Origin of the sequence: Glycomyces arizonensis DSM 44726 (assembly GCF_000482705.1) — a bacterium.
GTDB lineage: Bacteria > Actinomycetota > Actinomycetes > Mycobacteriales > Micromonosporaceae > Glycomyces > Glycomyces arizonensis.
In genome coordinates, this window is record NZ_AXWO01000002.1 from 191,021 (window position 1) to 204,734 (window position 13,714).

13 protein-coding genes are annotated in these 13,714 nt (G+C 70.8%); 9 read left to right on the forward strand and 4 right to left on the reverse strand.

Annotated elements, in window-relative coordinates; all coding sequences use genetic code 11:
- Window positions 1-110 precede the first annotated feature (110 nt).
- Together H613_RS0103605 and mce are read right to left on the reverse strand one after the other, a co-directional pair.
- Entirely contained in the window at window positions 111-1,322 is a 1,212-nt protein-coding gene (locus H613_RS0103605; RefSeq protein ID WP_026922723.1) for a coiled-coil domain-containing protein, read from the reverse strand.
- 185 nt (window positions 1,323-1,507) lie between these two features.
- On the reverse strand, window positions 1,508-1,951 hold the full coding sequence (mce, locus tag H613_RS0103610) for a methylmalonyl-CoA epimerase (protein WP_026922724.1): 444 nt from the start codon (window positions 1,949-1,951) through the stop codon (window positions 1,508-1,510).
- Window positions 1,952-2,014: 63 nt separating this feature from the next.
- On the opposite strand from mce, the gene H613_RS24190 reads away from it, so the two are divergent.
- The 7 genes from H613_RS24190 to H613_RS0103645 all read left to right on the forward strand — a co-directional run bounded on the left by H613_RS24190 (window position 2,015) and on the right by H613_RS0103645 (window position 10,279).
- On the forward strand, window positions 2,015-3,163 hold the full coding sequence (locus H613_RS24190) for an RNA-guided endonuclease InsQ/TnpB family protein (RefSeq protein WP_051392905.1): 1,149 nt from the start codon (window positions 2,015-2,017) through the stop codon (window positions 3,161-3,163).
- 114 nt (window positions 3,164-3,277) lie between these two features.
- On the forward strand, window positions 3,278-4,435 hold the full coding sequence (locus H613_RS0103620) for an acetyl-CoA C-acyltransferase (protein WP_026922725.1): 1,158 nt from the start codon (window positions 3,278-3,280) through the stop codon (window positions 4,433-4,435).
- Window positions 4,435-5,394 (forward strand): methylmalonyl Co-A mutase-associated GTPase MeaB, encoded by a 960-nt coding sequence (gene meaB / locus H613_RS24195; protein WP_051392906.1) that lies wholly within the window; start codon window positions 4,435-4,437, stop codon window positions 5,392-5,394. Before H613_RS0103620 ends, meaB begins: the two co-directional genes overlap by 1 nt.
- Window positions 5,395-5,397: 3 nt before the next feature.
- Window positions 5,398-8,016 (forward strand): valine--tRNA ligase, encoded by a 2,619-nt coding sequence (locus tag H613_RS0103630; protein WP_051392907.1) that lies wholly within the window; start codon window positions 5,398-5,400, stop codon window positions 8,014-8,016.
- 52 nt (window positions 8,017-8,068) lie between these two features.
- Complete coding sequence (locus H613_RS0103635; protein WP_026922727.1) at window positions 8,069-9,406, forward strand: bifunctional folylpolyglutamate synthase/dihydrofolate synthase; 1,338 nt, start codon at window positions 8,069-8,071, stop codon at window positions 9,404-9,406.
- Window positions 9,399-9,761 carry a DUF4233 domain-containing protein gene (locus H613_RS0103640; protein ID WP_026922728.1) on the forward strand — a complete coding sequence of 121 codons (363 nt, stop codon included), beginning with the start codon at window positions 9,399-9,401 and terminating at the stop codon, window positions 9,759-9,761. Before H613_RS0103635 ends, H613_RS0103640 begins: the two co-directional genes overlap by 8 nt.
- Entirely contained in the window at window positions 9,758-10,279 is a 522-nt protein-coding gene (locus H613_RS0103645) for a GNAT family N-acetyltransferase (RefSeq protein WP_026922729.1), read from the forward strand. Before H613_RS0103640 ends, H613_RS0103645 begins: the two co-directional genes overlap by 4 nt.
- A gap of 22 nt (window positions 10,280-10,301) precedes the next feature.
- Here the strand turns inward: H613_RS0103645 and H613_RS28870 are convergent, their stop codons facing one another.
- A complete protein-coding gene (locus H613_RS28870) occupies window positions 10,302-11,567 on the reverse strand; it encodes a VOC family protein (RefSeq protein ID WP_156925804.1) in 1,266 nt (421 codons plus the stop codon).
- A gap of 192 nt (window positions 11,568-11,759) precedes the next feature.
- On the opposite strand from H613_RS28870, the gene ndk reads away from it, so the two are divergent.
- Both ndk and H613_RS0103660 read left to right on the forward strand, forming a co-directional pair.
- Complete coding sequence (gene ndk, locus H613_RS0103655) at window positions 11,760-12,167, forward strand: nucleoside-diphosphate kinase (RefSeq protein ID WP_026922731.1); 408 nt, start codon at window positions 11,760-11,762, stop codon at window positions 12,165-12,167.
- 321 nt (window positions 12,168-12,488) lie between these two features.
- Window positions 12,489-12,854 carry a tRNA-binding protein gene (locus tag H613_RS0103660; RefSeq protein ID WP_051392938.1) on the forward strand — a complete coding sequence of 122 codons (366 nt, stop codon included), beginning with the start codon at window positions 12,489-12,491 and terminating at the stop codon, window positions 12,852-12,854.
- Window positions 12,855-12,860: 6 nt separating this feature from the next.
- On the opposite strand, the gene H613_RS0103665 is transcribed toward H613_RS0103660, so the two are convergent.
- Entirely contained in the window at window positions 12,861-13,709 is an 849-nt protein-coding gene (locus H613_RS0103665; protein ID WP_026922733.1) for a hypothetical protein, read from the reverse strand.
- Between the last annotated feature and the right edge of the window lie 5 nt (window positions 13,710-13,714).

The following is a 13,714-nucleotide window of genomic DNA, read 5'->3' on the forward strand; positions in this document are numbered from 1 at the left end:
AGGGGCGGCGGGACGCGGCCGAAGCTGTGGTTCCTCCACCGTCGACCTAACGTCCAGATGGTTCTTATCTGACGTTGTTGATGTACGACGGTAACGCGGATTCGCCAGGTTTACTTGTCGTCGGACTTATCTCCGAAGTCCGCACCCGGGAAATTGCCCATCATGCCCGACAGGGTCTGGGTCATGTTGCGCAGCGTCGCCTGCACCTCGTCGCGCTTCGCGGTGAGGTCGGTGACCTTGTCCTCGGCCTCCTTGGTGATGCGCTCGGCATCGGACTTCGCGTCCGACAGGAGCCGCTCGGCCTCGGCCTTGGCGTCGGCGACGGCCTTCGTGGCGTCCCGCTTGGCCTTGGTCGTGGTCTCCTCGGCGTAGGAGTCGGCCTCGCTGCGCTTCTCCTCGGCGCGGGTCTCGGCGGACTTGGCGCGCTCCTCGGCGTCGCGGGCGCGGTTCTCGGCGTCGGAGACGAGCTTCTGCGTCTCGGAGACGGCGCGGGCGTGGCGCTCGGACTCCTCGCGCTCGGACTTCTCCTTGCGCTCGGCCAGCTCCAAGTCGAGGGCCTGGAGGTCCTTGTCGCGCTTCTCCTTGGCCTCGGCGAACAGCTTCGCGGCCTCGGCGCGCTTCTCCTCGGCCTCGCGGGCGGCCTTGGCGCGCAGCTGGGTGATCTCGCGGTCGGCGGTGGCGCGCATCGTGGCGACCTCGCGCTCGACGGAGGCCTTCAGCTCGGCCACCTCGTGGCCGGTGGCGGTGCGCAGCTGCTTGGTCTCGCGCTCGGCGTCGCTGCGGAGCGTCTCGCATTCGCGGCGGGCGTTGGTCCGCAGCTCGGCGACCTCGCGCTCGACGTTGGTGCGCAGGGTGGTCGCCTCGCGCTCGGCGCTCTGCTTGTGGCCCTGGGCCTCGGCGCGGGCGGCGTCGGTGATCTCGCGGGACTCCAGGCGGGCCGCCGACAGGATGCCCTCGGTCTCGCGCTTGGCCTCGGCGCGGTGCTCGTTGGCCTGCTCCTCGGCGAGGCGCAGGATCTGCTCGACGCGGGTGCCGAGCCCGGAGAGCGTGGGACGGGAGTTCTCCTCGAGCTGCTTGGTCTGCTCCTGCAGACGCTGCTCGAGGCCCTGGATGCGCTGCTCGGCCTGGCGGAGACGACGCTGGGAGTCGGTCATCCGCTGCTCGGCCTCGGTGCGCTGCTGCTCGGTCTGCGTCAGCTTCGCCAGGTTCTTCTGGATGAAATCATCCACTTGGTGCCTGTCGTAACCCCGCAACTGCACGGGGAATTCCGGCACGGATTGGTCGTTGTCGAAAAAAGTACTGCTGGAGGGCTGCTGCGACATGGCCTAATAGTTGCAGATGCACCGCGATCTGTCGACAGCAAGGTCAGGGGTTTGTGGAGCCCTCATCATCTGTCACTCCAGTTGCAAATCGGGCGAATTCATTGAAATGGAACAGGACTCGACCGGCGTCCCGAACGGCCCCCGGCGCGGCGGTCCGCGCCGGCGTCGGAAACCCGACAGCGCCCCTATTGCGCCGCTTCGCGTGCGGGCTCCACCAGCTCCACCAGGACCCCGCCCGCGTCCCTCGGATGGACGAAATTGATCCGGCTGCCCGCCGTGCCCGGCCGGGCCGACTCGTACAGCAGCGCCGCGCCCCTGCCGCGCAGCGCCGCGGCCGCGGCCTCGACGTCGTCGACGGTGAACGCGAGCTGCTGGAGCCCCGGGCCCCGCTTGTCGAGGAACTTCGCGATCGGCGAATCCTCCCCGGTGGGCGCGAGCAGCTGCACCTGGGCGCCCCCGTCCGGCCAGGCGACCATCACCTCGACCACGCCCTGCGCCTCGTTGACCTCCCGGTGGACGGCCTCGCCGCCCAGCGTCCCCGTGTACAAGTCGAGTGCTCTGTCGAGGTCCGGCACCGCCACGCCGACGTGGTCGATGCGCCGCAATCCGATTCCGTCCGCAAATGTCATCGCCTTCATCTCCCGGATTCCCTCGGATGAGTTACTTACACACTGAAAGTGTAGTATTTAAGCGTGGCGGTACTTTCCAGGCATCGAACGTTTCGGTTTCGGTGCTATCCGACGCCCGAGCAGGAGGACAACCTGGTCCGCACCTTGGGCTGCGTCCGCCTGGTCTACAACAAGGGCCTCGAATCCCGGCACAAGGCATGGTTCCGGCGCAGGGAGCGGATCAACTACGCTCAGACTTCCGCTCTGCTGACGAAATGGAAGCACCGGCAGGACTTGGCCTTCCTCAACGATGTCTCCAGCGTGCCCCTGCAGCAATCGCTCCGCCACCTGCAGAAGGCATTCGTCAATTTCTGGGAGAAACGCGCTTCCTACCCGGTGTTCAAGAAAAAACGCCTGACAGGGGCGGCCGAGTACACGAAGTCCGCGTTCACCTGGACTAATGGTGAACTCAAACTCGCCAAGCACACGGCTCCACTCGAAGTGAGGTGGTCGCGCCGGCTCCCGAAGGGGAGCGAGCCGTCGACGGTGACCGTCTCCCGTGACAGAGCGGGCCGTTGGTTCGTCTCCATGCTCGTCGAGCAGGACATACCCACGCTTCCCGAGCGTAGGGAATCGGTAGGTGTCGATGCGGGATTGACCTCGCTGTTCACGCTGTCGACCGGCGAGACGATCACCAATCCCCGCCATGAACGCCGTGACAGGGAAAGGATTCGGAAGCTGCGGCGAGACCTGTCGCGAAAGCAGGCGGGTTCATCCAACCGGCGCAAGGCCGGGCTCCGTCTCGCTCGGGCCCACGCCCGTGTCGCCGATCGCCGACACGACATCCTGCACAAGCTCACCACTCGACTGGTTCGCGAAAACCAAGTGATCTGCGTCGAGGATCTGGGCGTGCGAGGGATGCTCGGCAACGGGCGGCTCGCCCGCGCGATCGCCGATGCGGCTTGGGCGGCTTTCCGCGCGCAGTTGGAGTACAAGGCGGAATGGTACGGACGTACCCTGATCGCGGTCGACCGGTTCCTGCCTTCATCGAAGACCTGCTCGGCTTGTGGGACGCTGAAGGAGGACATGCCGCTTCGCCAACGGGTCTTCACATGCCCCGAACGGGAATGCGGACACACCGAGGACCGCGATGTGAACGCGGCGAAGAACATTCTGGCCGCCGGGCTGGCGGTTGCAGCCTGTGGAGACGGTGTGAGACCGAAGCGCGCTTAGCGTGGAGGCGGCCGTCGCCGAAGCAGGAAATCCGTCTGGGCGACCGGACGGTCCCATCCCTTCGGGGACGGGGAGGCCAAACGATCGAGGGTAGTCAGACCAACGGAGGTCCGCATGAACGACAGCACTGTCATCCTCGCCGCCGCCCGCACACCCATCGGGCGGCTGGGCGGGGCCCTGGCCGAGGTACCCGCCACCGATCTGGCCGGGACCGCGATCAGGGCGGCGATCGAACGGGCTGGCATCGGCCCCGACCTCGTCGACCAGGTCATCCTCGGGCAGGTCCTGTCCGCAGGGTGCGGCCAGAACCCGGCCCGCCAGGCCGCCGTCGCCGCGGGACTGCCGATGCGCGTCCCGTCCCTGTCGGTCAACAAGGTCTGCCTCTCGGGCATGAGCGCGATCGGCCTGGCCGACCAGCTCCTGCGCGGGGGCGCCGCCGACGTCGTCGTCGCCGGGGGCATGGAGTCGATGACCCGCGCCCCGCACCTGCTGCCCGGCTCGCGCCGCGGCTTCAAGTACGGCGACGCGGTCCTGGTCGACCACCTCGCCCACGACGGCCTCACCGACGCCTACGACGGCATCTCCATGGGCGAGTCGACCGAGCGCCACCTGGCCGGCAGGGACATCACCCGCGCCGCCCAGGACGCCTTCGCCGCCGACAGCCACCAGCGGGCCGCCAAGGCCGCCGAACGCCTCGCCGAGGAGATCACGCCCGTCGAGACCCGGCGCGGCCTGGTCGACGCCGACGAGGGCGTCCGGCCCGAGTCCACGCCCGAGACGCTCGCGCAGCTGCGCCCGGCGTTCACCGAGAACGGCACCATCACCGCCGCCACCGCCTCGCAGATCTCCGACGGCGCCTCCGCGCTCGTCCTCGCCCGCAAGTCCGTCGCCGAGGCGAACGGCTGGGCCTACACCGCCGAGATCCTCGGCTACGGCACCGTCGCCGGGCCCGACAACTCCCTGCTCGACCAGCCCGCGAACGCCATCGACGCCGCGCTCGCCCCCTTGGGGCACACGGTCGCCGACCTCGACGTCGTGGAGATCAACGAGGCGTTCGCCGCCGTCGTCCTGTCCTCGGCGGCGACTCTCGGGATCGATCTCGACCGGGTCAACCCCGACGGCGGCGCTATCGCCCTCGGCCACCCGATCGGCGCCTCCGGCGCCCGCCTGGTCCAGTCCCTCGCCCGCCAGCTCGCGCCCGGGCGGCTCGGCGCCGCCGGGCTGTGCGGCGGCGGCGGCCAAGGCGACGCGATCGTCCTCAAGGGAGCCTGATGGGCATCGCCGCTCTGACGGCCGCGGCCCGCGCGGGCGACCGCCGGGCCGTGGCCCGCCTCCTCACCGCCGTCGAGAACCACACCGAGGACGCCCCGGCGATCGCCGCCGCCGTCGCCGGAGGGGACGCCATCGTCGTCGGCGTCACCGGCTCGCCCGGCGTCGGCAAGTCCACCCTCGTCTCCTCGCTCATCGGCGCCTGGCGCAAGGCCGGCCTGCGCGTCGCCGTCCTCGCCATCGACCCGTCCAGCCCGTTCTCGGGCGGCGCGATCCTCGGCGACCGCGTCCGCATGGCCGACCACGCCCTCGACGACGGCGTCTACATCCGCTCGGTGGCCACGCGCGGGCACCTCGGCGGACTCACCGCCACCACCGGCGGGGCCGTGCGGCTGCTCGAAGGGCTCGGCTTCGACGCCGTCATCGTCGAGACCGTCGGCGTCGGCCAGGCCGAGGTCGAGATCGCCGGGCTCGCCGACACCACGCTGCTGCTGCTCGCCCCCGGCATGGGCGACGCCATCCAGGCCGTCAAGGCCGGGGTCGTCGAGATCGCCGACGTCTACGTCGTCAACAAGGCCGACCGGCCCGGCGCCGACGCGACCGTGCGCGACCTGCGCGCCATGATGTCCCTGGTCAAGCGCGAACCGGGCGAGTGGCGCCAGCCGATCTGCAAGACCGTCGCCCAGGATGGCGAGGGCATCGACGAGCTCGTCGATGCGATCGCGGGGCACCGCGACTGGCTCTCGGGCGCCGACCATCTCGCGGCCAAGCGCCGCGACCGGGCCGCCGCCGAGATCCGCGCCCTGGTCGACGCCGAGCTCAGGCGCCGCTACGCCGTGACCGAGGCGCTCGCGGCCGACGTCGCCGAGGGCCGCACCGACGTCGCCGCCGCGGCCCGCCGAGTGCTGGACGACACCCCCGAAACCGCGTCGACCCCGTCGCGGCGGCCTACTTACACTTGAGGGGTGACAGACGCAGCGAAGCAGCCAACGATCCGTGAAACCCACCTGTCGAAGACGTACGCGCCCGTAGACGTAGAGGCGCGACGCTACGCCGAGTGGGTAGCGGACGGCCGCTTCAAGGCCTCCGACGACTCGGGCCGCGACCCGTACTGCGTCGTGATCCCGCCGCCGAACGTGACCGGCCAGCTCCACCTCGGCCACGCCCTGAACCACACGCTCATCGACGCGATGGTGCGCCGCGAGCGCATGCGGGGCTCCGAGGCCCTGTTCCTGCCCGGCACCGACCACGCGGGGATCTCCACCCAGAACGTGGTGGAGCGCCAGCTCGCCGACGCCGAGGGCGTCTCCCGCCACGACCTGGGCCGCGAGGCCTTCGTCGAGCGCGTGTGGGAGTGGAAGGACACCTACCACGAGCGCATCTCCAACCAGATGAAGAAGATCGGCGACGGCGTCGACTGGTCCCGCGAGCGGTTCACGCTCGACGAGGGCCTGTCCCAGGCCGTGCAGACGATCTTCAAGCGCCTCTACGACGACGGGATGATCTACCGCGCCGAGCGCATCATCAACTGGTGCCCGCGGTGCATGACCGCCCTGTCGGACATCGAGGTGGAGCACGCCGACGACGCGGGCGAGCTCGTGTCGATGCGCTACGGCGACGGCGAGGATTCGATCGTGGTCGCCACGACCCGGCTGGAGACGATGCTCGGCGACACCGCCGTGGCCGTCCACCCCGACGACGAGCGCTACGCCCACCTGCTCGGGAAGACCGTGGAGCTGCCGTTCACCGGGCGGCGCATCCCGATCGTCGCCGACGAGCACGTCGACCCCGAGTTCGGGACCGGCGCGGTCAAGGTGACCCCGGCGCACGACCCGAACGACTTCGCGATCGGGCAGCGGCACGACCTCGAGTCGATCCTCATCATGGACGAGCGCGGCGTCATCACCGCGCACGGCCCGTTCGAAGGCCTCGACCGCTTCGAGGCCCGCAGCGCCATCGCCGCCGCCTTGCGGGCCGAAGGCCGCATCACGGCCGAGAAGCGCCCGTACATGCACGCCGTCGGCCACTGCGAGCGCTGCGACACCGTCGTGGAGCCGCGGCTGTCGAAGCAGTGGTTCGTGAGGGTCGAGCGGCTCGCGAAGCTCGCGGCCGACGCCGTCCGGAACGGCGAGACGAAGATCTACCCGCCGGAGATGGAGAAGCGCTACTTCTCGTGGGTGGACAACCTGCTCGACTGGTGCATCTCGCGTCAGCTGTGGTGGGGCCACCGCATCCCGATCTGGTACGGACCCGAAGGCGAGCAGGTGTGCGTGGGCCCCGGCGAGGAGGCCCCCGAAGGCTACGTCCAGGACCCGGACGTGCTCGACACGTGGTTCTCCTCGGCGCTGTGGCCGTTCTCAACGCTCGGCTGGCCCGAGGACACGCCCGCGCTGGAGAAGTTCTACCCGACCGCGACGCTCATCACCGGCCAGGACATCATCTTCTTCTGGGTGGTGCGGATGATGATGTTCGGCACCTACGCGATGGGGCAGGCCCCGTTCAAGGAGGTCTACCTCCACGGGCTCATCCGCGACAAAGAGGGCAAGAAGATGTCGAAGTCCTCGGGCAACGGCATCGACCCGCTCGAGGTCGTCGACACCTACGGGGCCGACGCGCTGCGGTTCATGCTCGCGCGCGACGCCCAGCCCGGCAGCGACAACACCGCGTCGATCGAACTGGCCGAGATCAGCCGGAACTTCTGCAACAAGCTGTGGAACGGCACCCGCTTCGCGCTCATGAGCGGCGCCACCGTCGAAGGCGAGCTGCCCGCCGAGCCGTCGCTGATCGACCGGTGGATCCTCTCGCGCCTGTCGCGCACCGTCGAGGCCGTGGACGCCTTCCTGGAGGAGTACGAGTTCGCCAAGGCCATGGACGCGCTGTACCACTTCGCGTGGGACGACGTGTTCGACTGGTACCTCGAACTCACCAAGCCCGTCCTCGCCGAAGGCGGCCCTGCCGCCGAGGCGACGCGCCGCGTCCTCGGGCACGTGTTCGACCAGCTGCTGCGCCTGCTGCACCCGGTCATCCCGTTCGTCACCGAGGAACTCTGGCTCTCCCTGACCGGAGGTGAAGCGCGCGGCGAATCGCTCACCGTGGCCGCCTGGCCGGTCCCGGCCGGAGGCGACGACGAGGCCGAGCGCCGCGTGGGCGCCCTCCAGCACCTCGTGGTCGAGGTCCGCCGCTTCCGCGACGGGCAGGGCGTCAAGCCCAGCCGGCCCGTGGCCGCGACCCTGACCGGCCTGGACGCGGCCGGGCTCGCCGACGCCGAGCCGCTCATCCGCGCCCTGGTCCGCCTCGAGGAGCCCGGCGAGGACTTCACGCCGACCGCCGAGCTCGCCGTGTCCGACCAGGTGACGGTCGCGCTCGACACCTCCGGCGCGATCGACGTCGCCGCCGAGCGGGCCCGCCTCGCCAAGGCCCTGGGGGCCGCCGAGAAGGAACTGGACGGGACGACCAAGAAGCTCGGCAACGAGGCGTTCCTCGCCAAGGCCCCCGACGCCGTGGTCGACAAGATCCGCGCCCGCAAGGCCACCGCCGAGGCCGACATCGCGCGCCTGGCCGCGCAGCTCGAACGGCTCGCCTAACACCGTCAGCGAGGGCGGCCGCCCACGCGGCCGCCCTGTCAAAAGGGGGACAATGAACGCCGAACTGGCGCAGGTCGAGGCCGCGCTCGAAGCCCGCGGGTTCTCCCGCTGGGACTTCACGCTCGACCGCATCAAGGCGCTGCTCGACCTCATGGGCGACCCGCAGCGCGCCTTCAGGTCCGTGCACATCACCGGCACCAACGGCAAGACCTCGACCACCAGGATGATCGAGCGGCTCCTGCGCGGCCACAACCTGCGCACCGGCATGTTCACCTCGCCGCACCTCAACGACGTCACCGAGCGGATCTGCATCGACGGCGAGCCGATCGCCGCCGACCGGCTCGCCGCCGCCTACTACGAGGTCGCGCCGCTGGCCGACCTCGTCGACGCCCGGTCCGAGGAGTCCCTGACGTACTTCGAGATGACCGTCGCGATCGCCATGAGCGCGTTCGCCGACACGCCGATCGACGTCGGCGTCGTCGAGGTCGGGCTCGGCGGCGAGACCGACTCGACGAACATCCTCGGCGCCGAGGTCGCCGTCATCAGCCCGATCGCGATCGACCACACCAAGTGGCTCGGGAACACCATCGCCGAGATCGCGACCATGAAGGCCGGGATCGTCCACGAGGGATCGACGCTGGTGACCTCGACGCAGGACCGCTCGGCGATGGAGCCGCTGCTGCGCCGCGCCAAGGCGGTCGGCGCGAAGCTCGTCGCCGAGGGCCGCGGCTTCGAGGTGACCTCCCGCGACGTGGCCGTCGGCGGCCAACTGGTCACCGTCGAGACCAGGGCGGCGCGCTACGAGGACCTGTTCCTGCCCCTCCACGGCGAATACCAGGCCCACAACGCCGCGCTCGCACTCGCCGCGGTCGAGGTCCTCCTCGGCGCGGGCGAGCCGAAGGCCCTCGACGCCGGGGTCGTCGGCGAGGCCTTCGCCGACTTCACCTCGCCGGGGCGGCTCGAAGTGGTGCGCACCGCGCCGACGGTCGTCCTCGACGCCGCCCACAACCCGGCGGGCGTGGAGGCCATGACGAAGGCCGTCGAAGAGGAGTTCAACTTCCGCAAGCTCGTGGCCGTGGTCGGCATGCTCGCCGACAAGGAGGTCGACCACATGCTCGAACTGCTCGAGCCGATCGTCGACGAGATCGTCATCACGCGGTCGAGCTCCGACCGGGCCATGCCCGCGGCGACGCTCGCGAAGACCGCCGCGGAGGTCTTCGGCGAGGAGCGCGTCGTCGTCGTGCCGCACATGGCCGACGCGATCGCGCGCGGCATCGAGTTGGCCGAAGAGGCCGACGACGTCTACGAGAGCGGCGGCGGCGTCCTCATCACCGGCTCGGTGTTCACCGTCGCCGACGCCAGGAGGCTGCTGGTGGGGCGCCGTGGCTGACCAGTCAGGACAGTCGGGCCTGCGCAACCCGCAGCGGGCCGCGCGCGGCCTGGCCGCGATCGCGCTGGTCTTCGAGGCGCTGGCGCTGCTGCTCGCCATCGTCCCGATGCGGATCCTCCTCGACGACGCGACCACCGCCACGTGGGTGATCCTCGTGCTCACCGTCGCCTGCGTCGTCCTCGCGGGGATGGCGGGGCGACCGTGGGTGTGGCCCGCCGGGGCCGTCGTCCAGGCCGCGCTGATCGCCTGCTGGGCGATCCACTGGGCGCTCGGCGTCGCGGGCCTCGTATTCGCCCTGGTGTGGCTGTACTGCTGGTACGTCAAGCACCAGCTCGGCAAGCCCCCGAAGCGATGACGCGCCTGCGGACCGAACGCCTCGTCCTGCGGCCCTTCACCGAGGACGACGTCGAACCCTTCGCGGCGATCAACGCCGACCCCGAGGTCATGCGCTACATCGGCGACGGCAGTCCCCGCACGCTCGAGCACACCCGCGAGGCCGTCGCGACGATGACGCGCCGCTGGGAGGAGCAGGACTGGGGCACGCTCGCCGTCTGCCTCGCAGGCACGGGGGAGCTCATCGGCCTCACCGCGCTCGCCGTGCCGGAGTTCCTGCCGGAGATCCTGCCCGCCGTCGAGGTGGGCTGGCGCATCGGCCGCGCCCACTGGGGCAAGGGATACGCGCCCGAGGCGGCCCGCGAGGCGATCCGCTTCGCGTTCGCCGATCGCGGCATGGACCGCCTCGTCTCGTGCATACACGTCGACAACGCCGCCTCGGTCCGCGTCGCCGAGAAGCTCGGCATGACCCTGGAGCGCACCACGACCGTCCCCCGCCTCGAGGTCCCCTGCCGCGTCTACGAGATTCACGGCACTTGACCGCGGCCCTTTCGGCGGGCCGCTACCGCTCGCGGTGCTCGGTGATGGCCAGGCCGTGGCCGTCGGGGTCGCGGAACGAGGCGGCGCGCAGCTCGTAGTTCTGCCCCAGCAGCGCGGTGCGCGGCAGGTGCAGGAACTCGACGCCGGCCTCGTTCATCTGCGCGAACGTGGCGTCGAGGTCGCCGACCTCGAAGGTCAGGTGCATGACGCCGGTCTCGCCGGGCGGCGCGTCGTGCCGCTCCCACAGCAGGATCTTCCCGAACCCGGCCTCCAGCACCGCGGCCTCGCCGGTGCGGTCGACGATGTGGAGCCCCAGGGCCTCGGTGTAGAACTCGACCGAGCGCTGGAGGTCGGCGACGACCAGCGTGGCGGCGACGTCGGTGACGTCCGTGTCGTCCAGGCCCTTGTCGGAGAGCAGCAGTTCGCCGATGTCGTCGGGGATCGTCGTCCGCTCGGGGGAGGTGCGCGGCCGCGGCGGCACCGGCGCCGGTGGGGCGGGAACCTCCGTCACCGCGACGGTGGGCGCCGGGCCGGGCTCGGCCGGTTCGGGCGCGGCGGCCTCCGGTTCGGGGGCCGCCGGTGCCGGAGGCGCCGCCGGAGCGGGCAGGGACTCTTCGAACAGGTCGTCAAGCGCCTCCATCGTGGACGGCGCGGTGTCGTTCGGGGCCTTCGGCTTCGGCGGGTCGTCCTCGACGATGAGGTCCTCCAGCCGGTGCTCGCCGATGATCGGCGGCACCGGGACCGGCCGCGGGAAGCGCCGCGCCGAGTGCTCGACGGTGATGAACGCGATGCAGCCCGCGAGGCACAGGAACGCCAGCACGCCGACGCCGATGCTCTGGGCCCCAAGGGCCATGGACGCGAAGAAGGCGGCGAGGACCAGTAAAGTGATCGCGCCGACCGCGTGCGAGGTGCGCCAGCGCATCCGCCGGTCGCCGTTGAGGACCGTCCCGATCGCCTCGCCGCCCGCGGAGTGGTGCTGGCTCGAGTGGAGCCTGTCCATCGCCGCCTGGTTGATCGCCCACCACCGCGCCTCGCGTTCGCGGCGCTGCTGGTCGAGCATGATGCGCTGCTGGCGTTGCTGTTCGGCGGAGGCGGGTCTGCCGAGCGGCTGCCTGCCCTTCGGTGTGCCCTTGGGCGGCGGCGCGACCTTGCGCGCGGTCCCGGCCCGGGATTTGGCGCCGCCTTTCGCGCCGCCCTTGGCTCCACCTCTCGACGCGCCCTTGCCGCCGCCGCTCTTCGGCGCCTTCGCGGCTTTGGGGGCGGGGCGGGGTGGTTGTCTCGCAGGCATCGCCGACACCTCATCCACAACTTGGGAAACCGGGTTTCACCGTGAATGCTACGTGCCTGCGGCAAACCGCACAACATCGCTTAGGATGGCTCCCACGGCGCCACGGGCGGCCCCGTGCCCTCGCACCTGCGGCGACAAAGCCCCGGAGCCGTGCATTCCGACTGCAATCCGACAGAACCCGAAGGAGCGACCGTGGCCGAACAGCGCACGCTCGTGTTGATCAAACCCGACGCCGTCGAGCGCGGACTCATCGGCGAGGTCCTCGCCCGCCTGGAGCGCAAGGGGCTGCGCGTCGAGCGGATGGAGCTGCGCACCATGGACGCCGAGCTGTCCGACGCGCACTACGCCGAGCACGTCGGCCGGCCGTACTACGAGGGGCTCAAGGACTTCATGACCTCGGGGCCGCTGGTCGCGCTGATCGCGGTCGGCGACGAGGCGATCCCGGCGGTGCGCGCGCTCGCGGGCGCGACCGACGGACGCAAGGCCGAGGCGGGCACGATCCGCGGCGACCTGTCGCTGTCGAACCAGCGGAACCTCATCCACGCCTCGGACTCCGAGGACTCGGCCAAGCGCGAGATCGACCTCTGGTTCAACGCCTGACAGCGAACACCGACCACGGCGCCGCTCGGGGCTTGTCTCGTCGCCCGACCGACGCTCCCGGGAGCGTGCCGCAGGGCGCCTTCGCCGTCACACTCATCACGGAGGACGTGCCGAGAGCATGCCGCAGGGCGAATCTCCTCACTGTCCAATTCACGTCTATAGGTTATATCCTATAATCTCATATCGGGATATAGCCTATAGCCTTAAGTCAAGATTATAGGCTATAGACTCGTGTGGTCCGCTCTCCCGAAACGCGAACGCACTGCGGCCCTGACCGAAATGCGCGCGCCCTGGGGCCCGGGGCGGCGGTATCTTGTGGCGATGGCATCGATCCCCGAAACGGCGGCCACCGAGCCGACCACCGCAGAGGACTTCTTCCGCACCGACATCCGCGCCGGGCGGATCGTGCGCGCCGAGGTCTTCGCCAAGGCCCGCAAGCCCGCCTACAAGCTCTGGGTCGACTTCGGACCGTTGGGCGTCAAGCGCTCCAGCGCCCAGATCACCGCCCGCTACACCGCGGACGAGCTGGTCGGCCGCGCCGTCGTCGCCGTCGTGAACTTCCCGCCCCGCCAGATCGCCGACTTCATGTCCGAGATCCTCGTCCTCGGCGTCCCCGTCCCGGGCACCGACGAGGTCGTGCTCCTCGCGCCCGACGCCGACGTCCCGCTCGGCGCGCGCGTCTCCTGAGGCGGCCTACGGCAGGTACGTGTTGTGCCGGAAGGTCGTCTGCATGAGCGCGTCGACGGCCCCCGCGTAGTGGGCCGTGCCCGACTCGGGCACCGCCGCCACCCCGAGGAAGATTCCCTCCTCGCCGGGATCGACCAGCAGCAGCGCGACGTCCTCGTACATGTCGGGGGAGGCGTCGAGCGTGTCCCAGGTGACGCGCGTCTCCAGCAGCACCGCCGGGTGGGAGTCGACGCGGGTGTCGGTCAGGACCGGCTCCGACCGCTCCAGCCCCGTCGTGCCGCTGTAGGGGTAGTCGAACACCCACGTGTCGACGATCTCGGCGGCGGCCTCGCGCAGGTTCTCCGGATCGGCCACGAGCCCGAACTCCCCGAGGCGCCCCACCATGAGGTACGAGATCCACGTCGCCGTGTGCTGGATCTCCAGCGCGTGCGCGTCCTCGGCGAGCAGTTCGTCGGCGCCGGGCCCGGCGTACGGCGCCCACGGCGGCCCCGGCGCGGGCGTGAGCGCCCCGAGCGAGGCGACCCCGAGGTAGCCGTCGGGGATCTCCATCGTCTGCGGGCCGGGGCTCGTCGCCGTCTCGGGCCCGCAGTCGGCGCCCTCGCAGCCTTCGGCGGCCGGTCCCTCCGGCGAGCCGCCGTCGCCGAGCACGGCGACCAGTCCGGCGACCGCCAGCGCCAGCACCGCGACGACCGCGATGGCGACCAGCGCGCCGCGCCCCGGTGTCCCGCCCGGCTTCGCCTCCACCGGCTCGGGCGCCGCCCGCTCAGACATCGTCTGCGGCGCGTGCCACTCCCACTGCCGGTCGCGCGCCGCGTCCGGCGGCACGTCGTGCGGCGATGCCGTGGGGAAGCTCATGCCCT